This window comes from [Clostridium] ammoniilyticum (assembly GCF_025566905.1).
Taxonomy (GTDB): domain Bacteria; phylum Bacillota_I; class Bacilli_A; order Erysipelotrichales; family Coprobacillaceae; genus Faecalibacillus; species Faecalibacillus intestinalis.
The window spans coordinates 393,096-417,947 of sequence record NZ_JAOQJR010000001.1; the positions used below are offsets into that span (position 1 = coordinate 393,096).

Below are 24,852 nucleotides of genomic sequence, written 5' to 3' on the forward strand. Positions count from 1 at the left end.
GTTCTTATTAGCATCAGGTTTTATTTTGGGCTTTTACAAGATAAAATAGCGCGCAAATATCTTGTTAGCATATATATTATATTAAAGAGAGGAAAGAAAAATGGCAAAGTATACAGAGTTTTGTAATGAAGTTATTAAAAATGTCGGTGGCAAGGAAAACATTTCAGGTGTTGTTCATTGTATGACAAGATTACGTCTTAATGTTAAAGACAAATCAAAAGTAAACGTTGAAGCAGTAAAAGAAGTGAAAGGTGCAATTGGAGCACAATTCTCTGGGGAACAGTTCCAAATTATAATTGGACAACATGTTTCAGAAATATACCCAGAGTTTTGTGAAATAAGTGGAATTGAAAAAACAAAATCAATCGAAGAAAATCTAGATAAAGAACCGTTTGATTTTAAAAAGATTCCAGGAAAAGTCTTAGATTTTATTTCAGGATCTATTGCTCCAATTTTACCTATTATGATGGGTGCAGGATTATTTAAAATGTTATATGCAATGTTGGGTCCAGATTTGTTCAATGTTATGAATGTGGAACATCCTTTTATGAAAATGATATCAATTGTAGGAAATTGTGGATTTTACTTTATGCCTATATTTGTAGCATGGTCAACTGCTAAGAAAGTTAATACAAGTATTCCGATGGCATTATTATTAGGAGCATTGTTAATTGATCCTAATATTCTAAGTATTGTAACAACAGGTGAACCTTTTAAAATGTATGGTATTCTATCAATGCCTTTAGTTAATTATGCACAAACATTGTTACCAACTTTACTTACTGTTTGGGTATTGCAATATGTTTTTAAGTTTTTTGATAATGTTATTCCAAAATCATTTAAGATTATGGGAGTACCATTTTGTACATTATTTATCATGATTCCTTTGATGTTTTGTGGATTAGCTCCAATTGGTAACTGGTTAGGTGAAGGTATGTCATGGGTTATCACAACTTTATATGATGTTGCAGGACCATTGGCTATTGCTTTGGTAAGTGCAGTATTCCCATTTTTAATTGCTACTGGTATGCATGTCGCAGTTGGTCAAATTGGTTTGGTCAATATGACAACTGCTGGATTTGATCCTGTAGTATTCGTAGGTATGAACATTGCATATTATGCTATGTCAGGTATGATTGTAGCTTATTTAATTCGTGCAAAGGGCGAAGAAAAACAAATGGCAGGAGTTAATGCAGTAACTTTAATTGTTGGTGGTATTAGTGAGCCTACAATCTTTGGTGTATTAGTGAGAAATAAAAAAGCAATGATTGTACAAGTTATTGGAAGTGCAATAGCAGGGTTAGTTGGTGGTTTCTTAGGAGTAACTGTTTATTCTTTTGGAGCAACAAACTTCATGACTATTCTTCAATTTGCTGGAGGACCTGGACAAGATTTTATCAATGCATGTATTGCTTGTGGTATAGCATTTATTGTTCCTTTGGTTTTAGGCTTAATGATTGGATTCGATGAAAAAAAAGGATTTAAATTAAGAAAATTTAAATCAAATAAATTATCAAAATAGTTATAAGATTTAGGTTCATTATTGAACCTATTTCTTTGTATAACAAGAGGAGATATTCATGTTAAAAATTTCTAAAAACAAGCAAACTTTATTAAAAGATGGAAAAACATTTTTTTACTTAGCAGATACTTGTTGGTCTGCATTTACAAATATAAGTGATGAAGAATGGGATTATTATTTGTATAAAAGAAAAGTTCAAGGTTTTAATACGATTCAAATTAATATTCTACCACAATGGGATGCATCTCTAACCAATTTCAATTTTAATCCTTTTATTAATAATAATCCAAATTATTTGAATGATGAATATTTTGAACACGCAAAGAAAATGTGTGAAAAAGCTAAGAAAGAAGGATTTGAATTATCATTAGTGATTTTGTGGTGTAATTATGTACCTGGAACATGGGCGTCTTCTTTAATTCCTGATGGCGTGTTACCTTTTGATTGCTTAAAAAATTATGTTGAAAAAGTTCATGAAACATTTAGTAAATTTGAACCATTATATATTGTTAGTGGAGATACCGATTTTCCAACTCAAGAATCTATAAAGTATTATGCTTACGTTGCTTCTGCTTTAAAAAAACTTGCACCAAGTTGTTTATTAACAACACATATCAAAGGAAGATATACATATATTCCAAAAGAAATATATCAGTATTTAGATCTGTGTTTTTATCAAAGTGGACACAATGCAAAAGATTTATCCATGCCATATTCATTAAGTGAAGAAATGCAAAATAAATATCCAGGGAAACCATTAATAAATTCAGAACCATGTTATGAAGAAATGGGATACTCAGGACAAATGTACGGGCGTTGGACTCGTTTTGATGTACGTCGTTGTGCTTTTATGAGTATTTTATCTGGAGCATGTGCTGGTATAACATATGGAGCAGCAGGAATATATAGTTGGCATAAAGTGAAGAAAAGTTTCGAAAGTTCTTTAGGTGAGGGATTTGATATGCCTAAGTCATGGGAAGAAGCAATGTCTTTTACTGGTGCTTGGGATTATGGATATATAAAAGCAATATTTGAAGAATTAAAGGTTAATTCAATAATACCAAAACAAGATATATTGATTAATGATACTAATGATATTCGAGTTGCTCAAGCGAATAATGGATTGATTTTTGTATATGTTCCATATAATACAACTATTCGATTATCTATTAATCTCGATGGGTGGAGTATAAAAGCTGTTGATTTAGCAGAGCGATTTATTGCAAATATAAAAATGATTGTGAAAGAAAAGCATACTGTTATTGATATGCATCCATTTTCTCAAGATGCATTACTAATATTAAAAAAAGAAAATGAAGAGGTGTGTGAAGATGTTTGATAAAGATTTTTTATGGGGTGGTGCTACTGCTGCTAACCAGTATGAAGGTGGTTGGCAAGAAGGGAAAAAAGGTATAAGTACTGCTGATTGCTGTACAAGAGGTTCTAAAACGGAACCTAGAAAAGTTACTTACAAGACTAAAGATGGTAACATTAAAGCAGATAATCTGTTTGGTATGGAAATTAATGATGATGTAGAATTTGGATGTTTTGAAGGCTATGATTATCCTAGTCATAGAGCTAGTGATTTTTATAATCATTATAAAGAAGATATAGCTTTGATGGCAGAAATGGGATTTAAATGTTATCGTATGTCAATTGCATGGACAAGAATATTTCCAAATGGTGATGAAGAAGAGCCAAATGAAGAAGGATTAAAATTTTATGATCAAATTTTTGATGAATGTTTGAAATATGGAATCAAACCGTTGGTCACATTATCACATTACGAAACACCAGTTGGTTTAGTAAATAAATGGGGTTCATGGAGTGATTCAAGAACAATTGATTGTTTTCTTCGTTATGTGAAGTCAGTAGGTGAAAGATATAAAGATAAAGTTGAATATTGGTTAACTTTCAATGAAATCAATTGTATAGATTTTAGTGGATGGGTTGCAGCAGGTATACCTAATCAAAATTCCCAAACAATTGCTGATGCTGCTAAAAACCAATTGATTGCTAGTGCTAAGAGTGTTATAACATTACATAATATTAATCCAAATAATAAGGTTGGAAATATGATTGGCTATGGTATCAAATATCCGAATACTTGTCACCCAAATGATATTTTAAAAACATGGGAAGAAGCAAATGAAGATTATTTTTATTGTGATGTACAAGCACGAGGATATTACCCACGTTATAAATTAAAAGAATATGAAAGAAATGGAGTTGTTTTTTCTTTAAATGATAAGGAAAAAGAAATTCTTAAATCTGGAACAGTTGATTTTATTAGTTTTTCTTATTATATGTCAAATTGTATTTCGGCAGATCCAAAGGTGGCTCCTAATCAAAGTGGAAATATGTCATTTGGAGTGAAGAATCCATATTTAAAAGCTAGTGCTTGGGGTTGGCAAATTGATCCAAAAGGCTTACGAATTGCCTTAAATTATTTATATGATCGTTATCAAAAACCATTAATGGTTGTTGAAAATGGATTAGGTGCACAAGATGAAGTTGATGAAAATAATAAAATACATGATACATATCGTATTGATTATTTGAGAGATCATATTCTAGCAATGGAAGAAGCTGTTCGTATTGATGGTGTTGAATTATGGGGTTACACCTCTTGGGGATGTATTGATCTTGTATCAGCATCAACTGGTGAAATGCATAAAAGATATGGATTTGTTTATGTAAATTACCAAGATGATTGTAGTGGAAATGGAGAAAGAATACGAAAAGATTCTTTTTATTGGTATAAAAAAGTTATTTCTTCACAAGGAAGAGATTTAAAATAGGAGGATTTTATATGAATAGATTAGAAAATAAAGTTGCAATTATTACTGGGGCAGCAATGGGACAAGGAGCTGCTGAAGCTTATCTTTTTGCAAAAGAAGGAGCTAAGGTTGTAGCAACAGATATGTGCGAAGATATTTTGAGAGAAACTGTTCAAAAAATTAATGAAGATTTTTCACATTCTACAATTGCCTTGAAATTGAATGTAACTGATGAAGAAGAATGGAAGAAAGTTGTAGAAGAATGTATTAATCAATTTGGTACTGTTGATATTTTATTGAATAATGCAGGTATTGGATCAAAAGGTATTAATTATGATAAGACAGATTATCAAGCGTTTGAAAATGTGATGAAGATTAATGCTTGGGGACCTTTTGTTGGAATGAAAACAGTTGCGCCAATTATGATTAAGAATAAAAAAGGTTCTATTATTAATGTTTCATCTTTAGCTGCAGTAAAAAGTATTGAATTCAATGCTTATAGTCTTTCTAAAGGAGCAGTTATTTCATTAACAAAAGCAGCTTCTGCTGATTTAGGGAAAAATGGTATTCGTGTTAATACTATTATTCCTGGTACAATAGAAACACCAATGACAAAAATTATTTGTGATTATCCCAATGTTTTGAATTCATGCATTGAAAAGACTGCTTTAGGACATATTGGTGAAGCTGATGATATTGCATATTGTGCCTTATATTTAGCAAGTGATGAATCAAAGTATACAACAGGTACAGATATAACGATTGATGGTGGGCAACGATATAAAGATACTTTAGAATTAGAAATGTAAACATTAGAGGTGAATATTTTAAAACTAGCTTGATGTTTGATTTTATTATTTGGAAAGTGCAGTATTTATTAATTCTTCTTATTATGTAGATATTATAGATAAATTAAATATGAAATAATTAATAGTAAGAAAAATTTATTCTGTTATAAAGTGTCACCAGAAATGTTAGAAATAATTTCTTCTCTTAGTAATTATGCAAAGTATAAATTAGTGAGTACAAGTATTTTTAAAGTTTTAGTACAATGATTAATGATATATTATAGATGTTATTTTAATTATAATACTTTAATTGTTCATATTTTTGGTATTATTCGTGTAACATATCAAGATTAAAATAGGAATTAAATCTAGATTTAATTCCTATTTTAGATTCTATTGTATTTTTTATTGAAAATATAAAATAATTATGGAATTGTATTAGAACTGCTCTAAAATAAATAATCTCCAAAGTTGATAAATTATGATAACTTTATTTTATGGTTTATCATAAGGAGCATAATAAAATGGCAGAAAATGATTTATCTATTCGCAGTTCAGCTGCTGAATATTTAACATATATAGCATCAACAGGAAATACTGACGAAAGTATTGAAATTCGTTATGAAGATGAAAATATACGGTTAACACAAAAAATGATGGCTGTTTTATATGATGTTGAAGCTCATACAATCAATTATCATATTAAAAAGATATTAGAAGATAATGAATTAAATGAAAATTCAACTATTCGAAAATTTCGAATAGTTCAAAATGAAGGTGAAAGACAAATCACTATAATTTACAAATGATTATAGCTGTAGGATTTAAAATTAATAATGAACGTGCTATTCAATTTATAAAATGGGCAAATATAATTGTAAAAGATTATACAATTAAAGGTTGGGTTATGGATGATGAAAGATAAAAAAAGGAACATTCCTAACTGATAAATACTTTGAAGAACAATTAGAACGTGTTCGTGAAATTAGAGCGAGTGAACGTAAATTTTATGCAACTGTTCAAAACAAAATGCATTATGCAATTCATGGTCATACTGCAGCTGAACATATTTTAGAAAGAGCTGATCATCAAAAACAAAATATGGGATTAATGACTTGGCAAGATGCACCAGATGGCAAAATTAAAAAGAGTGATGTCATAATTGCTAAGAATTATTTATCTGAATTTGAATTATCACAACTTAATCGTATGGTTACATCTTACTTGGATTTTGCTGAAAATATGGCTCAAAGAAAAATACCATTAACAATGCAAGACAGGGAAACAAGACTTAATGGATTCATTGAAATGTTTGAATATGGTTTATTAAAAGATGCTGGTAAAGTAACTGCTGCAATTGCTAAAATTCATGCTGAAACAGAATTTGAAAAATATCGAATTATACAAGATCAATTGTATATGTCTGATTTTGATCGCTATTTGTTAGAGTTAGAAGAAAAAATGAAATAGAATTTGAGAAGATATGAGTTATTCATTATGAATATATTCATATCTTTTTATTGTTGGGTTACCGAGGATTCCTCGATAACAGGGAAGGAGTGTAAAAAATGAACGACATATATTATTTCGTTAAAACATAGATTTTAAAAAGGGGGAATTATTATTGAGAGGAAATGAAATTGATATTTCAATTATTGTACGAAATGCAATTTTAGAAGAACTCTATGAAGAAAAAGAAATAGATGAAAAGACATATCACAAAATGAAAGAAATATTTTTAAACCAAGAGAAGAATTCACTAGATAAATAAAATAATCTTAGTAGTATGTTGATTGAAATGAGTGAGCGAATAATGAAAAAATTAAAAGCTGTTTTTTATGCAAGAGTATCTACAGATCATAGTGATCAACTTCATTCTTTAAAGGCACAACAAGATTATTTTTATCAATATTTAGATAATCATCCAGAGTTTGAATTAGTTAATTCATATGTTGATGAAGGTATTACAGGAACAAGCATTAAAAAAAGGAAATCATTCCAAAAAATGATTAATGATGCTTTGCATCATCATTTTGATATTATTCTTACAAAAGAAGTGACACGATTTGCAAGAAATACTTTAGATACTTTACAAATGGTCAGGTTATTAAAAGAAAATAATGTGAATGTGTTATTCTTGACAGATATGATTGATACAAGAACACATGAAGGTGAATTGCGTTTATCTTTAATGGCTACAATTGCTCAAGAAGAAGGTAGAAAAATTAGCCAAAGAGTCAATTGGGGATTTCAAAGAGCATTTGAAAATGAAAAACTTGTAATTACTAATGTTTATGGTTATGACATTGTCAAAGTTGGTCATGTGAGAAAACTTGAGGTGAATGAGCAACAGGCATATGTGATTCAACATATATTTAAATGGTACTTACAAGGATTGGGATATGGAAAAATTTCAAAAAGATTATATGAATGGAATATTCCTTCTCCTTCTGGTAACGCACATTGGGATACATCGGTGATTGCTAAAATATTGGCCAATGAGAAATATATTGGTAGACTTGTGCAAGGAAAACAAAAGACAAATAATTATCTAGAAAAGAAAATATTAAGAAATATATCAAGAAATGATATGTATATTACTAACAATCATCATGAAGCCATTGTTGATAAAGAAATATTTTATGCAGTCCAACAATTAAGACAATCAAAAGTAAAAAATGGAGAAAGAAATCGAAGATATCCGTTGTCTGGTAAAGTCATTTGTGCAATGTGTGGAAAATCATATGCTCGAATGAAATATGGAAACAGTATTGGTTGGGGATGTAGAAAATGTGAAAATACGAATATTATTAATGAAACAGTACTTATAGAATTATTACGTTCATTTATAAGTACTGTTTTCATAAACAAAGAAAAGGTCAAGAAAGAATTGGTTGATGCGTTAATGAATTCTTATGATTTTATGAACTGTGAGAATCAAATTAATCAATTACACAAAGATATTGGATATATTAGACGTCGAATGAAATTATATTTAGATGATTATTTAGAAGAAAAGATATCAATAGAAGTCTATAAAGAAAATAAATTAAAAGAAGAAAAAGAATTAGAAGCAAAAGAAAAAGAACTTCAAGCATTAGAAATGAAGGAAAGTAATAATGATATGAAGAATGCTATTCATCATATTGTGAAAGTGATTGAAAAGAAAGTTGAAATAGATAAAGGAGTTATTCATCAAATCATTATCCAATATATAAAAGCAATCATTCCTAAAAAGATGAATGAGTATCACTTATATATGGATTTAAGTGATTGTTACTTTAAAGAAAATGTGGATTTATCACAATTTGAATATGTGAAAACTTATATATTTGATTTACAAGACTATCAATCGCCATATGTTAAAAAGAAATATAAACAACTTCAAAATACAAAACTTCATCTTTACATAAGGAGGTTGTCGTTATGAAAAAGACAAGAGTCGTTTTCTATGCCAGAGTTTCAAAAGATACCGAAGAACAGTTACATTCTTTTGAAGCACAGAAAAAATATTTTGAAGAATTTATTAGTAGAAATAAGGATATGGTATTCATAAGAGGATACGCAGATGAGGGAATATCAGGAGTTAATGTAAAGAAAAGAAAACAATTTCAACAAATGATTGAAGATGCTAAGAATAGCGAGTTTGATTTAATTCTTACAAAAGAAGTCACCCGTTTTGCAAGAAATACAGTGGATACTTTAGTCAATACAAGATTGTTGTTGAAATATAATGTTGGTGTTCTTTTTACAACAGATAATATTGATACAAGAAGTAATGATGGTGAATTACGTCTATCTTTAATGGCTACGCTTGCTCAAGAAGAAAGTCGCAAAATCAGTTCACGTGTCAATTGGGCAACAAAAAGAAATTATGAAAATGGTGTTGCACATGGGACAATGCCTTATGGTTATAAGCGAGAGAATGGAAAAATTGTTATTGTTGAAGATGAGGCTAAGGTTGTTCAACAGATCTTTCGACTTTATATTGATGGGTATGGCACAAGACGAATCGCTAACACATTAAATGAACAAGGTTATTATAATGCAACTGGTGGAGAGTGGCTTCCTTCTACGATAAGAGGAATGTTAAAGAATCGAAAATATTGTGGAGATCTTGTTCAAGGAATGAGTAAGACAATTGACTTTTTAGAAAAGAAAAGAGAAGTTGTTAAAGATGAAAGTCAATATTATGTATGTGTTTCGCATCATGATGCTATTATTGATAAACAAACTTTTGAATATGTTCAACAACTTCAAGAGAATCGTAAGAGTATAAATGATAAAAACGAGGTTAAAGTTCCCTTTAAATATAGCAATCAAAATATCTTTTCTAATAAGATTTTCTGTGGATATTGTAATGCAAGCTACCGTAGAATCAAAAGAAAGAATGATAGTATTTACTATAAATGTTCAACTGCAGACAAGAAAAAACGTGTTTTCTGTCCTGAAAGTGAGAACATAAAGGAGGAGGCTTTAAAAGATATTATTAAACAGACTGCTCAATATTTTAAGGTCAATGAAGAAGATATTATTAGACAATTTGAAGATGTTTTAAAAGAAATTGAAATGGATTTAGATGAAGATTCAATTCAAGGTATCGAAGAAAAGATACAAAGTAATCGTTCTAAGCTAGAAAAACTAGTTGATCTTTATATGGAAGGTTTGATTGATAAAGAGATTTATTTTCATAAAAAAGAAGAAATTGAAAAAGAAACTTATGAACTGAACCAAAAGATGAATATGACGAGTCAAACACAAGTCAGTGTCATTCAAAAGGTTAAAAATTTGATAGAAACTATCAAAGATAAGCTGAATCATTGGAGAGATATGAGTGATACTTTGATTAAAGAATTAATCTATAAAATTGTGGTCTATAGTAAAGAAAAACTTGATATTTATATCAATGTTGCGAGTTATCAAAAAATAAGTTATGAAAATGGGGTGTTTGTGTTACCGAATGTGAGTGAAATGGAATGATGCCTGTGTTGTCGTGGCAGAAAATATTGCAGGAAGTCATGAAGAATTTGTTTCGATGATGAATGAAAAAGCAAAAGCTTTAAAACTTAAAAATACGCATTTTGTCAATTGTACAGGATTGCATGATAAAAATCATTATACTTGTGCGAAAGATCTTTCAACTATGGCCGCTTATTTACTACAAATTGGTGGCAAGAAACTTTTAGCCGTCACATCGCTTTATGATAGTTATGTTCGCGAAAAAACAAAACAAAAGTTTTGGCTTGTAAATACCAATAAACTTTTAAAACAATATCCAGGAGTAGATGGTTTAAAAACAGGTTTTACCAAAGAAGCTGGGTATTGTATTGTCACAACATGTAAGAAAAAGGATTTAAGATTAATTGGTGTTGTCATGAATGAAGATAAGCCACAAACACGCAATGAAGATATGAAAGGGTTATTGAATTTTGGTTTTTCGAAGTATCAACAAGTTAAACTTTATCAAAAAGGAGAAGTGATTGATACTGTAAAAGTCAAAGATATGGTTGAACAAAAGATCAATGTTGTAAGTCATAAAAATCTTTATTATTTATCTGAAAAGACAAATCAAGAAAAGTTCAAAAAGAAAATTGTTTTTGATTCTTTACAATTACCAATTAATCAAAATAAAAGTATTGGAAAGCTTATTTTATATAATAAAGATAAAGCTGTTGCTAGTTATCCTTTATATAGTGAAATAAATGTCAAAAAAATGAGTTTTTTAGATAAATTATTAAGAGTCTATAAATCGTTGATTTAGGCTCTTTTTTTGTGTTTTATTCTAGTTTTGTCGAATCTATTTTTTTTCTTTTTAAGATGAGCTAAGATGCATTTAAGGAGATGAAAAAATGGAAAATAAAATGGAACATGAAATTGAAAATGGACAACTGATTATTTCATTTTACGGAGAAATAGATGGTTATAATGTTGCGTATTATCGAAATAAATTAAATGTACTTCTAGCAATTAATGATGATGATGTCATTTTTGATTTTAAGCATACGACTTTTATCGATAGTGCAGGGGTAGGGTTGGTTTTAGGCAGGTATCAACAATTATCTAAAGAAGGAAGAAAATTATCACTTAGAAGATTGTCTAATACAGCTTATAAGGTTTTTGAGTTAAGTGGGTTATTTGAAATTATGGAATATTTAAAGGAGGCGCAAATATGACAAATGAAATGTCATTATCTTTTAGTGCAACTTTGGAAAATGAACCTTTTGTAAGAACATGTATTGCTTCTTTTGTGGTTTGTTTAAATCCTACGGTAGATGAAATTGTAGAAATTAAAACGATTGTAGGAGAGGCTGTTTCTAATGCCATCATTCATGGTTATAACGGTGATAAAGGCTGTCTTGTAAAGGTTAAAGCTTATATCGAAGATGATTTGCTTACAATCTATGTCATTGATAAAGGACAAGGTATTCAAGATATTGAAAAAGCAAGACAACCGATGTTTACTTCTAAAAAAGAATTAGAACATGCTGGAATGGGACTTAGTATTATTGAAGCATTATGTGATGAAATGACAATCGAATCTTCTTTAGAATTAGGAACTCAACTCATAATGAAAAAAAGAATTGTTCATGAATAAAGAAGCTGTTTTAAACAATATTCAATTAGCACAACAAGGGGATGAAGCAGCTAAGGAATTAATTGTTAAAAATAATTTAGGTTTAGTTTGGTCGATTGTTCATCGCTTTAAGAATAATTATTATGATAAAGAAGATCTTTTTCAAATTGGTTGTATTGGATTAATGAAAGCTATCAATAATTTTGATGTTCATTATGGTGTTCAATTTTCAACGTATGCGGTGCCTATTATTATGGGAGAAATCAAACGCTATTTTAGGGATGATGGGACAATCAAGGTTTCTCGTTCACTTAAGGAATTGAATATTAAAATTAACAAAGCAAAAGAAAAATTAATTACACTTTATGGTTATGAACCGACGGTTCAAGAAATAGCAAAGGAACTGGAAGTAGATGTCATGGATGTTGTAGAAGCTATAGATGCTTCTTATTATCCAACTTCACTTTCTGAACCGATATATGAAAAAGATGGATCTACAATTTCAATGGAAGAAAGAATAGAAGATAAACATCATACAATGTGGTTTGAAAAAATTGCATTGAAATTAGAAATAGAAAAACTTGATGAAAAAGAAAGACTTATTTTATATATGAGATATCAGTTGGATTTCAATCAAGAAAAAGTGGCGCAAAGATTAAATATTTCTCAAGTACAAGTATCTAGATTAGAAAAGAAAATCATTACAAAATTAAGAAAACATTTGAATGAATCTCATTAAGTGATATAATTCATTCAGGTGATTTTATGAATGAAAGAAAAGAAAGTACGACTTCAATTATATTGGAATATGTAAGAGTCATTGTTTTAACAGTTATTGCAACTTTTATATTTTTACAGTTTGTGCAAATATCAAGAGTTAATGGTTCAAGTATGGAAAATACTTATTTTCAAAATAATATTGTTTTGATTGATAAAGTTTTTTATAAACATAGTCAACCTAAAAGAAATGATATTATTATTGTAGATTATGATGATGGTTTAGATGATACGCTTATTATTAAACGAGTTATTGCTGTTGGTGGGGATCATCTAGATATTAAAAATAATGAAGTGTATATTAATGGTAAAAAGATAAAAGAAAGTTACATTAAAGAGAATATGAAGACAGAAGATCTTTCTATTGATATTCCTAAAGGAAAAGTGTTTGTCATGGGGGATAATCGTAATCATTCTTTAGATTCTAGAAAATTAGGCTATTTTGATTTTGATAATGATGTCATTGGTAAAGTCTTTTTTAAGATTCCTTTATAGGAGTCTTTTTTTGTATAGATATGTAATAAAAAAATATCTATATGATAAATAAGCCTTAATTGTATAATTTTAAGCAAAAAAAACGAAAAATAAATCATATTTTTACTGTTTTTATTTTGCTTGTGAAAAAAATTATGGTAAGATAATGTCAATCAATAAGGCAATTTATGGGGAATCTTATTGGTGGAAAGGATGATAAAATGTCATATAAATTTAAAATTACTAGAGGAAATGCAATTCTTAACTTTTCAGAAGAATACTGTCAATCACGTTGTGAGTTGATTGAAAGCGAATCTTTTGCGCGTGTACTTAAAGGGTATATACACGATATCAAAAGAAAGAAAACAACAGCTTATGAATACTTGAGAGAAGTTCAAAAAGAAAGTATTGATATTGTTGATGATTTAAGAACGGTTTTTAGATTATTACTCGTTATGGATCCTAAGGAATTAGCTTCAATTTATCCTAAATTTGCTCCATATTTTAGAGATATGGATGAATTTACACAAGTAATTGAAGATGTCTATTTATTCTGGCGTCGTTTACAACGTTATAGTGTGGTTTATAATGAAGAATCAAGAGGGGGATATCAAAACGTTCAATTCGCTGATGCACAAGTTAACTTTGAAGCGCTTGTTTTATCAGTATATCGATCAATTAAAAATAAATGTATTGGACAAAGTGAAAATGTTTTACGTCAAATTACTGCAGGTGTCAATGCAGGGTTACGTGTTTCAAATATGCGTTCATTTTTACCATATGAATATCGTTGTTTAGACAATATTCCATTTATTGAATCAGTTATTATTCATCCACCTTTTATTACATATTCAAAACGTAATAAAAGAGATGGTGTTTTCCCTGAAACAAAGAAAAACCCACTTGAAGATTTAAAATTTGATCCAGATCAATGGTTCTGTTATCCTGCGAAAGTAGGAGATCTATTATGTTTTGTTTATTTCAATGTCGCTTATATGGCACAAGGTGTTACTTTATGTAACTTATTCCAATTAGCAACTGAAGAAGAATATCGTAATAGAAAACCAGATATGATTTATGTTTATGGATATGAAGATGGTAAAAAACATCAATATTTCTATCAAGATGATGAAAATGATATGATGGTTGCTTTACTTTCAGCAAACGATGAATTTGATTATTTCGGTTACATGAAGAAAATGATGCTTACATTACACAATGTAAGAAAAATCAATAAAAAACAACTTCCAATCCATGGGGCAATGGTTCAAATCACTTTACAAAGTGGAGAAACAAAAAATATCGTTGTTATGGGTGATAGTGGAGCTGGTAAGTCTGAAACAATCGAACAAATTAAAGTTTATGGAGCAGCTTATATCAGAGATTTAATCACTGTTTATGATGACATGGGGTTATTATCATTAGACGAAAAAGGAACTGTTAAAACATCAGGTACAGAAATTGGGGCTTTCGTAAGACTTGATGATTTAGATGCAGGTTATAGTTTTAAAGAATTAGATAGGTCTGTTTTCATGAATCCTGATAAAGTCAATGCTCGTATCGTTATTCCAATTACAGAATATAAAGATGTAGTTGCTAAGCATGATGTTGATATGTTCTTATATGCAAACAATTATGAAGAAGATGGAGATTCATTAAGTTTCTTTGATAATGTTGATGATGCTCTTAAAGTCTTCAGAGCTGGTAATCGTATGGCTAAAGGAACAACAACTGAATATGGTTTAGTAGGAAGCTACTTTGCAAATCCATTTGGACCTGTACAAAGACAAGATCAATGTGAACCATTATTACAAGATTATTTCCAACGTATGTTTGATCAAGGGGTTAAGGTTGGACAATTACGTACTCGTTTAGGAATTAAAGGTAATGAACATAATGGTCCTAAAGAAGCAGCTACTGAAATCTTAAAATATATTACAGGTGAAAAAGAATTAAAAATGTTAGAAGATGATGAATAATCATCTTCTTTTTTTATATTTTATACTATGGAAAAGAAAAAACGTTGGTTAATTAATTTTTTATATTATGGAATTATTTTTAGTATAGGATGTTTGATAGTTTATATTTTATTTAAAAAATGTCTGATTGTCGTTTTAAGTTATTTATCCGCTATTTTATTAAAACCTTTTATTGACTTGATATTAGAAAAATTGCATATAAAAAATAAAGTTTTTTCAATAATTATGACAATCATCATTTTTATTCTTTTGTGTACTTGTTTCTTTCTCTTTGTTTTCTTTTCATGTCTTTTTTTTATTAAAACACTTTCTTTTCTACCAAGCTTTATAGAAACGGTTTATCAAGAACTTCTTAGCCATCAATATCTCATTTCTTTTTTTACGCAATTTTATCAACAAATTCAAACTCTCATTCAAAATATTCTTTCAACAAGTATTCATTATGTATTATCGTTTGCGATGAATATGGTTCATTTTATTGCTTGTCTGTTTATTTATTTCTTTCTAACAATACTTTTTTTATTTCATCAATCACTTATTCAAAGAAAAAAAGAAAATCTTTATACGACCTTTATATCTTCTTTTACAGAGACGTTTATTATCATTATAAAAACATATAGTATTTTATTTGTCATCACATTTATAGGGCTTTTTTTAGGCTTTCAAGTGATAGGAATCAAACAAGCATTGAATCTTTCTTTTTTTATTGCCTTCTTTGACTTTTTTCCAGTATTAGGAATTGAGATGATTATGTTTCCTTGGATCATTACTCTTGCTTTATTAAATCAAATATCTCTATCATTAAAACTATTAATTCTTTATGGAATCATTGCTCTGATAAGAAATATTTTAGAACCACATCTTTTATCTAAAAAAATCAAAATACCAGCTCTCTATATGTTTGTTGCTATGTATCTGTTTATGAAATTGATAGGTATTTGGGGGTTTATGGTTGCACCTTTTGTTTTGTTAGTTTTAAATAATTTTAGACAAAAAAATAATTTTCAAGAGATTTACAAAATAATTAAAAAAAGTCTTTGAAATTTATATATGTTTTGTTATAATAGTCGTGCAACAATGTCTAGGATATGCGAATACTCAACGTATAGCTTGGATATTGCCAAGAAATTAACATATGGAGGATAAAAGAAATGTTAACAAAACAAGAAAAACAAGCTATCATGAAAGAATATGCTACTAAAGAAGGAGATACTGGTTCTCCAGAAGTACAAATCGCTGTATTAACTGCAGATATCAACAAATTAAATGGTCACTTCAAACAACATCCAAAAGATAAACACTCAAATAGAGGTTTATTAAAGAAAATTGGTAGAAGAAGAGATTTATTAAAATACTTAAAAAATAAAGATATCGAAAGATATGCTTCTTTAGTACAAAGATTAGGATTAAGAAGATAGTTAAAAAAGCGCTTAGGCGCTTTTTTGTTAAAAGAATAAAAGGATAAAAAAACTCTATGAAATAGGAATCATAGAGTTTTCTTTTTATTCAACTGTAACTGATTTAGCTAGGTTACGTGGTTTATCAACATCACAACCTTTAAGACCAGCTGCATAGTAAGCAATCAGTTGTAAAGGTACAGCAACTAAAACAGATTGTAAGATTGGATCAACGTCAGGTAAGATATATGTTTCTTTAACATTTCCTACTTCTTGTCCATCGATTGTAAATAAGATAACATTAGCACCACGAGCGATTGTTTCTTGAATGTTAGAAATTGTTTTAGCAGCAATATTTGGTTGTGTTGCTACAGCAATTACTAAACTTCCTTGTTCAATTAATGCAATTGGACCATGTTTTAACTCACCTGCAATATAGGCATCAGCATGGACATATGAAACTTCTTTTAATTTTAAAGCTCCTTCTAAAACAGTAGCATAATCTAAACTTCTACCAATATAATAAGCATCTTTTAAATCTTTTAAATAAGATGCATAATGTTCAAATGTTTTTTCATCTTTTAAGATGTTTTCAATATGTTGAGGTAATGAAGCAATACCTTCAATAATACGTTTATAATCTTCATTTTCATTTCCTAAAGCTTGAGAAATATACATACCAAGTAATAATAAGACAATTAATTGTGTTGTATAAGCTTTTGTTGAAGCAACAGCAATTTCAGGACCAGCACATGTATAAATTGTATGATCAGCTTCACGAGAAATAGATGATCCTAAAACGTTTGCAACTGCAATTGTTGTACATCCTTTTTCTTTAGCTAAACGTAAAGCAGCCATTGTATCAGCTGTTTCTCCTGATTGAGAAACAAAGACACACATTGTTTTTTCATCAACGATAGGATCACAATATCTAAATTCACTGGCAACTTGAGTAAAAGTAGGGATTCCTGTTAATCTTTCTAAAATGTTTGCCCCTGAAAGGCAAGCATGATAAGCTGTTCCACAAGCAACAAAGTAAGCTTTGTTGAAAGTTTTGAATTTATCATGAATGGCATCAAGCTCAGGCAAAACGATACGATCTGTTCCTTCAACACGTCCTCTTAAAGTTTCAGCAATAGCATAAGGCTGTTCATGAATTTCTTTTAACATGAATGTATCATAACCACCTTTTTGAGCAGCTTCATTATCATAAGGAATAGTAGTGATTTCTTTTTCGATAGGATTTCCGTATTGATCGAAGAAAGAAACATTTCCTTTATTTAAAATAGCAATTTCATAATCTTCTAAGAAATAAACATCTTTTGTATAATCTAAAATAGCTGGAATATCACTGGCAGCGACAGAAGCATCAGCTGTTTTTCCAATAACTAATGGACTGTCTTTTTTAGCGATAAAGACTTTATCAGGCTCAATTGTTGAAACAATACATAAAGCATAGCTTCCTTCAATTCTTGTAATAACTCTTTCTAATGCTTTTTGTAAATCTTTTTCTTTTTTATAATAATAATCCATCATATGAACAACAACTTCACTATCTGTTTCAGAATGAAATTGATATCCTTGTAAAATTAAGATTTCTTTAAGTTCTCTATAATTTTCAATAATTCCATTATGAACTAAAGAAATAGTCTCATCATTATTTGTATGAGGATGAGAGTTTAAATTTGATGGGATTCCATGAGTAGCCCATCTAGTATGACCAATCCCAACATGACCTAAAACATTTTCATCTTTTAATAAATCTTTTAAATTTTGAAGACGACCTTTAGCTTTTTTTGTAAATAAATGGTTCCCTTCAATTGTTGTAATACCCGCTGAATCATATCCACGGTATTCTAGTTTTTCTAGCCCTTGAAGTAAGAATGGTAGGGCTTCTTTGTTTGCACTAATGGCAGTAATTCCACACATAAAAAAATCCTCCTTTATATATTCATATGTGTGGTTATAAAAAAGAGGATACTAGATGAATTTGTTTTACAATCACTTGTAGTTTTTGTTCATCGTTTAGGTAGTATCATACCTCTAGACCATCCGCCGAATTTTTCGATAAGTCTAGTCCTCGTCAACTGCAATGCAGTCCTGGCGCTCTATTTTCAAATCTCGTTTTATAACCGCATCTATTATATAGAGTACTTATTTATAAATCAACTACAAATTTTTTAAAAAAAGAAGAAAAAAAAGAAGAAAAAATGATTTTTTTAGGCGATATAATAATGGAGGTATTTTTATGGAAAATAAAAAAAGTGAGATGTCTGTAGAATATAACATGGACGAAATGAAAAAATCATTAAAAAAATTGAAAGAAACAGAATGCTATGATGTAGAAAAGTATACCTATTCTTTGTTGCATCAAACAAGACAATTAGAATATTTTTATTGTCAATTAGTTGAAGAAGAGAATCCAGAACCTGATCAAACTTATTATCATGTTTCTCGTCGACCTATGGTTCACCAAATGGCCTATTTTAATATTGGTAGAGGATTTCCTAAAGAATTGATGGATGGGCATTGGTGCTACGTTTTAAAAGATTTTGGATCGAAAATGCTCGTTATTCCCTGTACATCTATTAAAGAAGATTCGCCAGAAGCAACTGAATATGAATTAGATATTCGTGCAAAAATAAGAAAATATCCAATAAGGAGTCGTATGCAGTTGAGTGATATGCGTGTTGTTGATCTTCAAAGATTAGATATTAGAAAAAGATTTTGCAATGTAATTACAGATAAAAAAGAAATAGAAAATCACATAAAACATATTATTTTTGATGAAGATGATGAATATTAAAAGGTCTCACGAGGGAGACCTTTCTTTTATCTTATAAATTTAACAATCTCTTAGTATCTCTAGCGATAACTAATTCTTCGTTTGTTGGAATAACGTAAACTTTAACTTTACTATTTGGCGTAGAAATTAAACGATCACCTTTACCATTAACGTTTGCATCATCATCAATTTCAATACCTAAAGCTTCAGCTAATAAATTACAAATTTCTTTTCTTGCAAAGAATGAGTTTTCTCCAATACCTGCTGTAAAACAAATAGCATCCACTCCACCTAAAGCAATGAAGTAACGACCAATATAAGCAATAACTCTTCTAAAGAAAATATCCAAGGCAAGTTGCGCTCTTTCATTACCGTTGGCAGCAGCTTCTTGTACATCTCTAAAGTCACTTGATACACCAGAAACACCAAGTAATCCAGATTCTTTATTAAGCATCTTGATGACTTCTTTCATATCTAAACCAACTTCTTCGATTAAATAATCGATAACTGAAGGATCAACATCTCCAGAACGTGTTCCCATCATAATACCAGCAAGAGGTGTAAATCCCATAGATGTATTGATTGATTTACCATCTTTAACAGCAGTTAAAGAACCACCAGCTCCTAAGTGAGCAACGATAATACGTGAGTGTTCAGGGTTTCCCATCATTTCACGACAACGAGATGAAACATAGAAATGGCTTGTTCCATGAGCACCGTATTTACGTACTTTGTTTTCTACATAATATTTGTAAGGAATTGGATAAATATAACTTTTTGGTTCTAATGTTTGATGGAAAGCTGTATCAAATACAGCAACAGCACCAGCATTAGGAATAGCTTCTTTAAAAGCATAGTATCCAGTTAAATGAGCAGGATTGTGTAAAGGGGCTAATGATTTTAATTCATCAATTTTAGAAACAACATCTTCATCAATAATGACTGATTGATCAAAATAAGCACCACCTTGGACAACACGATGTCCAACACCTTTGATTTCATCTAGGTCCTTAACGATTTCTTTTTTGATTAAAGTGTCTAATAAAAGTTGAACAGCAACTTTATGGTTTTCGATTGGTAAAGTTGTGACATCTTTTTCTCCATTATACTTAATAGTAAAAATAGAATCTTCTAAACCAATTCTTTCAATAACACCAGAAGTAATAACAGTTTCATCATCCATTTCAAATAATTGGAATTTTAAAGATGAACTTCCAGCGTTTACGGAAATAATTTTTGACATAACATTCAAGTCCTCCTTATTAATACTTTTCTATTATAACACCGACAAGGAAGAAAAAACTATAAAAAGATTGAAAAAAAGAAGAGATTGATTTATAGTAAGACTTGCCAGGGGCGCAAAATGCTGAGAAAGGTGAAAACCTTGTCCCTTATAATCTGAACTAGGTAATGCTAGCGTAGAGAGTGCAAAATAGTTTATTTGCCTTTTTGCGTATGTAAAAAGGTTTTTATTTTGCCTCATTTAAAGGAGGATGACTATGGAAATTAAATTAACTACGAAGAATATGGCTTATATGGCAATGTTTGCGGCAATGCAAGTTGTTTTAGAATATTGCACAAAATTTTATGAGATGCCAAAAGGTGGTAACTGTGCTTTTTCACTTGTTGCAATTATTTTATGTGGCTATTTGATGAATTGGGGTTACAGTTTGATTGTTTCACTTGTTTGTTTAGGTCTACATTTTGCTTTAGGACTTGCAACATTTTATGGTCCTTTATCGGTAATCTTTGATTATTTATTACCAATGGTTTTAATTGGACTTACACCACTTATTCCTTTATTAAAAGTAGGTAAGTATGAATTACCAATTGGAATTGTTATTACGGGTGCTTTGAAAACAATTTGTCATTTAATTTCAGGATGGTATGCTTTCCAAACACCATTAAAAGCAAATTTGGTATATAACCTTCCATATAATATCGCGACAATTATTGCTTGCTTTATTTTATTTGTTCTTTTATATCCAAGACTTAAAAAAGCAGTTCATTTATAAGACTCGTTTCGAGTCTTTTTTTCTTTGAAAGAAAGATGAATTTGTGTATAATGTAAATGTTAATAAGGAGTCGTTTGTTGTGGAAGATATTGTAGGAAAGAAAATCTTAATACATGGATATAAACATAATGGTAAAATACATAGATGTTGGTCAAAGGGACTTGTTTTACAAGAAACGGATGATCATTACATTGTTATTAATAATCGGACATTGGTGACAGAATCAGATGGCAGAATGTGGCATACACGTGAACCTGCTATTTGGTATATGCCCAAACATAAATGGTACAATGTAATTTGTATGATTAGAAAAACAGGAGTGTATTATTATAGTAATATTGCTTCACCAACTTTATATGATGGAGAGGCTTTAAAATATATTGATTATGATTTAGATTTAAAAGTATTTCCAGATGGAAACTATCGCATTTTAGATCAAGAAGAATATCGTCAACATGCTCGTGAAATGGGCTATAGTGATGAATTAGACAAAATTTTAAAGAAACAACTAGATGTTTTGATTGATTTAGCGGTAAAAAAGGGAGGACCATTTGATCAGAATTTTACTAAGAAATGGTATGGTTTTTATCAAGATTTAAAAGAGGGTTATTATGGAAAAAGTGATTACTATAAATAATAGAGATGAAACATTAGCTTTTGGTGAATATTTAGGAAAATTACTAAAACCGCATATGTTATTGACACTTAATGGTGATTTGGGTGCAGGCAAAACAACCTTTACTAAGGGAATAGGAAAGGGTTTAGGAATTAAAAGAATTATTAATTCACCAACTTTTACAATTTTAAAACAATATCAAGGAAATTATCAATTATCTCATTTTGATGCTTATCGCTTAGAAGGACAAAGTGAAGATTTAGGCTTTGAAGAAATTTTTGATAGTGATGATATTTGTGTGGTTGAATGGCCAGAATTTTTAGAAGATATTTTACCTCAAGAACGTTTAGCAATGACGATAAAAAGAATCGATGATGATCATAGAGAATTTATTTTAAAACCAATTGGTAAAAAATACGAAGAACTTGTAAAGGAGATTGAATATGAAAACAATTGTCATGGATAGTGCTAATAAGTATTTAGTAGTAGCTTTATATGAAAATCAAAAATGTTTAGCTTCTTTACAAGAAGAAGGAAATCGAAAGCAATCTGAGTATGCAATCGTTTATTTACAAAAATTATTACAAGAAATTCATTTAAAAATGAGCGATTTTGATGAAATGGTCATTACTATTGGACCGGGTTCTTATACCGGTGTACGTGTTGCTTTAACGATTGCGAAAACATTAAATGCAACGATGAATATTAAGGTAAAAACTGTTTCTTCTTTAAAGGCGATGGCAGGAATGAAAAAAGCTATTTCTATTTTAGATGCAAGAAGCCATAAATTATTTCTAGGAATTTACAATGAAGGAAAGGTTATTGTTGATGATTGTTTAATAAATATTGATGAATTTGAAAATTATCAAAAACAATATACTGATTATGAAATTGTTGGTGATACACATTTAGTAGGAATACCTGAAAAAGAAGTGGATCTTGCCAAGCATATTTATACACTTTCTACTTTAGAAAAAGAAATAGAAAATGTTGATGGTCTTGTTCCAAGATATATTAAGGAAGTTGAGGCTAAAAAAATATGTCAATAAGAGAAATGAAAGTTGATGATTTAAAAAGAATTGTAGAATTAGAAAAAGATCTTTTTTTATCACCATGGAATGAAGAAGATTTTATACATGAATTAAAAGAAAACCCTATGGCGGGTTATTATATTCTTGAAAAAGAAAATCAAATTATTGGATACATAGGATTATGGTTTTTAGGTGATCAATGTCAAATTACAACAATTGCGACGGATCGACATTTTCAAGGACAAGGGTATGCAAGCCAACTGATGGAATACGCTCTTGAAAAAAGTGAAGAATTACATTATCAAAATGTTAATTTAGAAGTACGTGTTTCAAATGTAAAAGCAATTGCTTTATATCAAAAATTTGGGTTTAAAAATGTTGCTGTTAGAAAAAGATACTATAGCAATGGTGAAGATGCGTATTTAATGATCAAGGAATTGGAGGAATAGAGATGTCATTATTACTAGCAATTGAATCAAGTTGTGATGAAATGGCGATGGCTGTCTTAAAAGATCAAAGAGAATTTTTAAGTAGTGTCGTGGCAAGTCAAATCGACATACATGCAATGTATGGTGGTGTTGTCCCTGAAATTGCCAGCCGTAAGCATGTTGAATGTGTATCTGTTGTTTTAAAAGAAACGTTAAAACAAGCAAATATAAAAATGAAAGACCTTGATGCTATTTGTGTAACAAAAGGTCCAGGACTTGTTGGCTCTTTACATATTGGTTTACAAGTCGCTAAAACACTTTCTTTGGCTTATGATAAACCATTAATTGGGGTTCACCATATTGCAGGGCATATTTATGCAAATAATTATGAAAAAGATATTGTTTATCCAGCACTATGTCTTGTAGTCAGTGGTGGGCATACAGAGCTTGTTTTGATGAAACATCCTTATTCTTTTGAAGTGATTGGTGAAACTTTAGATGATGCTGTTGGAGAAGCATATGATAAAGTGGGAAGAGTTTTAAATCTTCCTTATCCAGGAGGACCGGTTTTAGATAAAATGGCTCATTTAGGAAAGGCAAGTTATCATTTACCTAAACCATTAGATGATGATAGTTATAATTTTAGTTTTAGTGGTTTAAAATCAGCAGTAATCAATTTAGCACATAATCATAGACAAAAAGGTTTAGAAATCAATCAAAATGATTTAGCAACGTCTTTTCAAAATGTTGTTGTTGATGTTTTGGTCGATAAAACGATTCGAGCTGCTAAAGAATATGGTGTTAAAGAAATTATGTTAGCTGGTGGGGTTTCTGCTAATAGGGGTTTAAGAGAAAAGATGAAAGAGCAAGTTGCCATGTTAGAAGACGTACAATTGTCTCTTCCACCAATGAAATGTTGTACAGATAATGCAATGATGATTGCTTTAGCAGGAAAAGTTATGTATGATAATAATAAGTTTAGTGATTTATCGCTTGGCATTAAACCACATCTTGATTTAGAATTAGAATCAATAGGAGGGGATTAGTGTGGAGAAAAAAATATCAAAAGCGACAATGTCCCGTTTTCCTGTTTATTTAAAAGCGCTTAGAAAAATGCAACATGAAGGAAAAGAAACATGTTTATCGAGTGAATTGTTTGAAATTACAGGAATACAAGATACAACAATTAGGCGTGATTTTACATATTTATCAAAAACGGATAATTTTGGTAGACGTGGAAGAGGCTATGATGTTAAACATCTTATAGATGGTTTAAGTGAAGTTTTAGGTTTACGATTAGATGAACCTATTATTTTAATTGGGGTTGGCAATTTAGGAAGTGCCATTTTAAAATATAATCGTTGGCAATATACAGTAGGTAAGATTGTTTGTGGTTATGATATGGATAAAAATAAAGAAGGGGAAAGATTTGGTGTGAAAATTTGTCATATTGACAAGTTGGAAGAAACTTTTCCAAGTGATTGTAAAATTGCTATTTTGGCGATTTCAGAAAATGTTCAAGAAACAGTGGATCGTTTAATGAAATTAGGCATTAAAGGAATTGTAGATTTTACGCATAGTCATTTTATGGTTCAAGAAGGCGTTGAAGTCCAAACAGTAGATGTTGTGGTAGCTATTCAAGAATTAGTAATTAAAATGAAATCAAATGATCAAGAATAGGGAGAG

The 24,852-nt window shown here is 29.7% G+C and carries 28 protein-coding genes and 1 riboswitch; of the genes, 26 read left to right on the forward strand and 2 right to left on the reverse strand.

Features of this window, described 5'->3' with window-relative positions; genetic code table 11:
- The first annotated feature begins 100 nt into the window (after nt 1-100).
- The 18 genes from OCV55_RS01995 (at nt 101) to rpsO (ending at nt 16,312) form a co-directional block, all read left to right on the forward strand.
- On the forward strand, nt 101-1,522 hold the full coding sequence (locus OCV55_RS01995) for a PTS transporter subunit EIIC (protein WP_117346793.1): 1,422 nt from the start codon (nt 101-103) through the stop codon (nt 1,520-1,522).
- Nucleotides 1,523-1,580: 58 nt separating this feature from the next.
- On the forward strand, nt 1,581-2,861 hold the full coding sequence (locus tag OCV55_RS02000; RefSeq protein ID WP_147579654.1) for an apiosidase-like domain-containing protein: 1,281 nt from the start codon (nt 1,581-1,583) through the stop codon (nt 2,859-2,861).
- Nucleotides 2,854-4,323 carry a glycoside hydrolase family 1 protein gene (locus OCV55_RS02005; protein WP_147579655.1) on the forward strand — a complete coding sequence of 490 codons (1,470 nt, stop codon included), beginning with the start codon at nt 2,854-2,856 and terminating at the stop codon, nt 4,321-4,323. Before OCV55_RS02000 ends, OCV55_RS02005 begins: the two co-directional genes overlap by 8 nt.
- A gap of 11 nt (nt 4,324-4,334) precedes the next feature.
- Entirely contained in the window at nt 4,335-5,111 is a 777-nt protein-coding gene (locus OCV55_RS02010; protein ID WP_117346796.1) for an SDR family NAD(P)-dependent oxidoreductase, read from the forward strand.
- A gap of 503 nt (nt 5,112-5,614) precedes the next feature.
- Nucleotides 5,615-5,899, forward strand: a complete 285-nt coding sequence (locus OCV55_RS14020; protein WP_227359288.1) for a hypothetical protein — start codon at nt 5,615-5,617, stop codon at nt 5,897-5,899.
- Nucleotides 5,896-6,015, forward strand: a complete 120-nt coding sequence (gene rhuM, locus OCV55_RS14025) for a RhuM family protein (protein WP_394802844.1) — start codon at nt 5,896-5,898, stop codon at nt 6,013-6,015. The genes OCV55_RS14020 and rhuM (OCV55_RS14025) overlap by 4 nt, the downstream gene beginning before the upstream one ends.
- Nucleotides 6,016-6,119: 104 nt before the next feature.
- Nucleotides 6,120-6,560 (forward strand): RhuM family protein, encoded by a 441-nt coding sequence (gene rhuM, locus OCV55_RS14030; protein WP_230311141.1) that lies wholly within the window; start codon nt 6,120-6,122, stop codon nt 6,558-6,560.
- A 154-nt stretch (nt 6,561-6,714) separates the two neighbouring features.
- Nucleotides 6,715-6,861: a hypothetical protein gene (locus OCV55_RS02020; protein ID WP_158546538.1), complete on the forward strand. Its 147-nt coding sequence runs from the start codon at nt 6,715-6,717 to the stop codon at nt 6,859-6,861.
- A 42-nt stretch (nt 6,862-6,903) separates the two neighbouring features.
- On the forward strand, nt 6,904-8,520 hold the full coding sequence (locus OCV55_RS02025) for a recombinase family protein (protein ID WP_158561377.1): 1,617 nt from the start codon (nt 6,904-6,906) through the stop codon (nt 8,518-8,520).
- The gene (locus tag OCV55_RS02030) at nt 8,517-10,070 is read left to right on the forward strand and encodes a recombinase family protein (protein WP_117346798.1); all 1,554 of its coding nucleotides are present in this window, start codon (nt 8,517-8,519) and stop codon (nt 10,068-10,070) included. Before OCV55_RS02025 ends, OCV55_RS02030 begins: the two co-directional genes overlap by 4 nt.
- A complete protein-coding gene (locus tag OCV55_RS02035; protein ID WP_117783176.1) occupies nt 10,057-10,851 on the forward strand; it encodes a D-alanyl-D-alanine carboxypeptidase family protein in 795 nt (264 codons plus the stop codon). Before OCV55_RS02030 ends, OCV55_RS02035 begins: the two co-directional genes overlap by 14 nt.
- An 88-nt stretch (nt 10,852-10,939) precedes the next feature.
- Nucleotides 10,940-11,263, forward strand: coding sequence for an STAS domain-containing protein (locus tag OCV55_RS02040; protein WP_022000917.1), 324 nt, complete (start codon nt 10,940-10,942; stop codon nt 11,261-11,263).
- Nucleotides 11,260-11,685, forward strand: coding sequence for an anti-sigma F factor (gene spoIIAB / locus OCV55_RS02045; RefSeq protein WP_032090319.1), 426 nt, complete (start codon nt 11,260-11,262; stop codon nt 11,683-11,685). The genes OCV55_RS02040 and spoIIAB overlap by 4 nt, the downstream gene beginning before the upstream one ends.
- Entirely contained in the window at nt 11,678-12,403 is a 726-nt protein-coding gene (locus OCV55_RS02050) for a SigB/SigF/SigG family RNA polymerase sigma factor (RefSeq protein WP_147579656.1), read from the forward strand. Before spoIIAB ends, OCV55_RS02050 begins: the two co-directional genes overlap by 8 nt.
- Before the next feature lie 26 nt (nt 12,404-12,429).
- Nucleotides 12,430-12,936, forward strand: coding sequence for a signal peptidase I (gene lepB / locus OCV55_RS02055; protein WP_032090318.1), 507 nt, complete (start codon nt 12,430-12,432; stop codon nt 12,934-12,936).
- Between the two features lie 200 nt (nt 12,937-13,136).
- A complete protein-coding gene (locus tag OCV55_RS02060; RefSeq protein ID WP_147579657.1) occupies nt 13,137-14,894 on the forward strand; it encodes a phosphoenolpyruvate carboxykinase in 1,758 nt (585 codons plus the stop codon).
- Between the two features lie 27 nt (nt 14,895-14,921).
- On the forward strand, nt 14,922-15,935 hold the full coding sequence (locus OCV55_RS02065) for an AI-2E family transporter (protein WP_147579658.1): 1,014 nt from the start codon (nt 14,922-14,924) through the stop codon (nt 15,933-15,935).
- Nucleotides 15,936-16,045: 110 nt separating this feature from the next.
- Nucleotides 16,046-16,312 carry a 30S ribosomal protein S15 gene (gene rpsO, locus OCV55_RS02070; protein ID WP_022000911.1) on the forward strand — a complete coding sequence of 89 codons (267 nt, stop codon included), beginning with the start codon at nt 16,046-16,048 and terminating at the stop codon, nt 16,310-16,312.
- 84 nt (nt 16,313-16,396) lie between these two features.
- On the opposite strand, the gene glmS is transcribed toward rpsO, so the two are convergent.
- Entirely contained in the window at nt 16,397-18,220 is a 1,824-nt protein-coding gene (gene glmS, locus OCV55_RS02075; RefSeq protein WP_032090317.1) for a glutamine--fructose-6-phosphate transaminase (isomerizing), read from the reverse strand.
- A gap of 319 nt (nt 18,221-18,539) precedes the next feature.
- Between glmS and OCV55_RS02080 the strand changes: the two genes are divergently transcribed.
- Nucleotides 18,540-19,097 (forward strand): hypothetical protein, encoded by a 558-nt coding sequence (locus OCV55_RS02080; protein ID WP_267309764.1) that lies wholly within the window; start codon nt 18,540-18,542, stop codon nt 19,095-19,097.
- A 31-nt stretch (nt 19,098-19,128) separates the two neighbouring features.
- Here the strand turns inward: OCV55_RS02080 and OCV55_RS02085 are convergent, their stop codons facing one another.
- Entirely contained in the window at nt 19,129-20,319 is a 1,191-nt protein-coding gene (locus tag OCV55_RS02085) for an acetate/propionate family kinase (protein WP_032090316.1), read from the reverse strand.
- A 99-nt stretch (nt 20,320-20,418) separates the two neighbouring features.
- A riboswitch (TPP riboswitch) is annotated at nt 20,419-20,519 on the forward strand.
- Between the two features lie 56 nt (nt 20,520-20,575).
- Between OCV55_RS02085 and OCV55_RS02090 the strand changes: the two genes are divergently transcribed.
- From OCV55_RS02090 to OCV55_RS02120, 7 genes are all read left to right on the forward strand, one after another.
- Nucleotides 20,576-21,091: an energy-coupled thiamine transporter ThiT gene (locus OCV55_RS02090; RefSeq protein WP_267309765.1), complete on the forward strand. Its 516-nt coding sequence runs from the start codon at nt 20,576-20,578 to the stop codon at nt 21,089-21,091.
- 79 nt (nt 21,092-21,170) lie between these two features.
- Nucleotides 21,171-21,728: a DUF402 domain-containing protein gene (locus OCV55_RS02095; RefSeq protein ID WP_175301095.1), complete on the forward strand. Its 558-nt coding sequence runs from the start codon at nt 21,171-21,173 to the stop codon at nt 21,726-21,728.
- Nucleotides 21,703-22,173 (forward strand): tRNA (adenosine(37)-N6)-threonylcarbamoyltransferase complex ATPase subunit type 1 TsaE, encoded by a 471-nt coding sequence (gene tsaE, locus OCV55_RS02100; protein ID WP_022000905.1) that lies wholly within the window; start codon nt 21,703-21,705, stop codon nt 22,171-22,173. Before OCV55_RS02095 ends, tsaE begins: the two co-directional genes overlap by 26 nt.
- The gene (gene tsaB, locus OCV55_RS02105; RefSeq protein WP_147579659.1) at nt 22,151-22,756 is read left to right on the forward strand and encodes a tRNA (adenosine(37)-N6)-threonylcarbamoyltransferase complex dimerization subunit type 1 TsaB; all 606 of its coding nucleotides are present in this window, start codon (nt 22,151-22,153) and stop codon (nt 22,754-22,756) included. The genes tsaE and tsaB overlap by 23 nt, the downstream gene beginning before the upstream one ends.
- Nucleotides 22,747-23,187, forward strand: a complete 441-nt coding sequence (rimI, locus tag OCV55_RS02110; protein ID WP_147579660.1) for a ribosomal protein S18-alanine N-acetyltransferase — start codon at nt 22,747-22,749, stop codon at nt 23,185-23,187. Before tsaB ends, rimI begins: the two co-directional genes overlap by 10 nt.
- Before the next feature lie 2 nt (nt 23,188-23,189).
- On the forward strand, nt 23,190-24,212 hold the full coding sequence (tsaD, locus tag OCV55_RS02115; protein WP_147579661.1) for a tRNA (adenosine(37)-N6)-threonylcarbamoyltransferase complex transferase subunit TsaD: 1,023 nt from the start codon (nt 23,190-23,192) through the stop codon (nt 24,210-24,212).
- A gap of 1 nt (nt 24,213) precedes the next feature.
- Nucleotides 24,214-24,846 carry a redox-sensing transcriptional repressor Rex gene (locus tag OCV55_RS02120; protein WP_032090309.1) on the forward strand — a complete coding sequence of 211 codons (633 nt, stop codon included), beginning with the start codon at nt 24,214-24,216 and terminating at the stop codon, nt 24,844-24,846.
- Nucleotides 24,847-24,852: the final 6 nt, after the last annotated feature.

Excerpts from the sequence above, each read along its gene's own strand:
- OCV55_RS02090 (WP_267309765.1), top strand. The coding sequence starts at position 20,576 with ATGGAAATTAAATTAACTACGAAGAATATGGCTTATATGGCAATGTTT.
- OCV55_RS14020 (WP_227359288.1), top strand. The coding sequence starts at position 5,615 with ATGGCAGAAAATGATTTATCTATTCGCAGTTCAGCTGCTGAATATTTA.
- OCV55_RS02065 (WP_147579658.1), top strand. The coding sequence starts at position 14,922 with ATGGAAAAGAAAAAACGTTGGTTAATTAATTTTTTATATTATGGAATT.
- OCV55_RS02010 (WP_117346796.1), top strand. The coding sequence starts at position 4,335 with ATGAATAGATTAGAAAATAAAGTTGCAATTATTACTGGGGCAGCAATG.
- lepB (WP_032090318.1), top strand. The coding sequence starts at position 12,430 with ATGAATGAAAGAAAAGAAAGTACGACTTCAATTATATTGGAATATGTA.
- rhuM (WP_230311141.1), top strand. The coding sequence starts at position 6,120 with ATGCATTATGCAATTCATGGTCATACTGCAGCTGAACATATTTTAGAA.
- glmS (WP_032090317.1), bottom strand. The coding sequence starts at position 18,220 with ATGTGTGGAATTACTGCCATTAGTGCAAACAAAGAAGCCCTACCATTC.
- OCV55_RS01995 (WP_117346793.1), top strand. The coding sequence starts at position 101 with ATGGCAAAGTATACAGAGTTTTGTAATGAAGTTATTAAAAATGTCGGT.
- tsaE (WP_022000905.1), top strand. The coding sequence starts at position 21,703 with ATGGAAAAAGTGATTACTATAAATAATAGAGATGAAACATTAGCTTTT.
- spoIIAB (WP_032090319.1), top strand. The coding sequence starts at position 11,260 with ATGACAAATGAAATGTCATTATCTTTTAGTGCAACTTTGGAAAATGAA.
- rimI (WP_147579660.1), top strand. The coding sequence starts at position 22,747 with ATGTCAATAAGAGAAATGAAAGTTGATGATTTAAAAAGAATTGTAGAA.
- rpsO (WP_022000911.1), top strand. The coding sequence starts at position 16,046 with ATGTTAACAAAACAAGAAAAACAAGCTATCATGAAAGAATATGCTACT.
- OCV55_RS02085 (WP_032090316.1), bottom strand. The coding sequence starts at position 20,319 with ATGTCAAAAATTATTTCCGTAAACGCTGGAAGTTCATCTTTAAAATTC.
- OCV55_RS02080 (WP_267309764.1), top strand. The coding sequence starts at position 18,540 with ATGGAAAATAAAAAAAGTGAGATGTCTGTAGAATATAACATGGACGAA.
- OCV55_RS02005 (WP_147579655.1), top strand. The coding sequence starts at position 2,854 with ATGTTTGATAAAGATTTTTTATGGGGTGGTGCTACTGCTGCTAACCAG.
- OCV55_RS02040 (WP_022000917.1), top strand. The coding sequence starts at position 10,940 with ATGGAAAATAAAATGGAACATGAAATTGAAAATGGACAACTGATTATT.
- OCV55_RS02050 (WP_147579656.1), top strand. The coding sequence starts at position 11,678 with ATGAATAAAGAAGCTGTTTTAAACAATATTCAATTAGCACAACAAGGG.
- tsaD (WP_147579661.1), top strand. The coding sequence starts at position 23,190 with ATGTCATTATTACTAGCAATTGAATCAAGTTGTGATGAAATGGCGATG.
- rhuM (WP_394802844.1), top strand. The coding sequence starts at position 5,896 with ATGATTATAGCTGTAGGATTTAAAATTAATAATGAACGTGCTATTCAA.
- OCV55_RS02025 (WP_158561377.1), top strand. The coding sequence starts at position 6,904 with ATGAAAAAATTAAAAGCTGTTTTTTATGCAAGAGTATCTACAGATCAT.
- OCV55_RS02060 (WP_147579657.1), top strand. The coding sequence starts at position 13,137 with ATGTCATATAAATTTAAAATTACTAGAGGAAATGCAATTCTTAACTTT.
- OCV55_RS02030 (WP_117346798.1), top strand. The coding sequence starts at position 8,517 with ATGAAAAAGACAAGAGTCGTTTTCTATGCCAGAGTTTCAAAAGATACC.
- tsaB (WP_147579659.1), top strand. The coding sequence starts at position 22,151 with ATGAAAACAATTGTCATGGATAGTGCTAATAAGTATTTAGTAGTAGCT.
- OCV55_RS02000 (WP_147579654.1), top strand. The coding sequence starts at position 1,581 with ATGTTAAAAATTTCTAAAAACAAGCAAACTTTATTAAAAGATGGAAAA.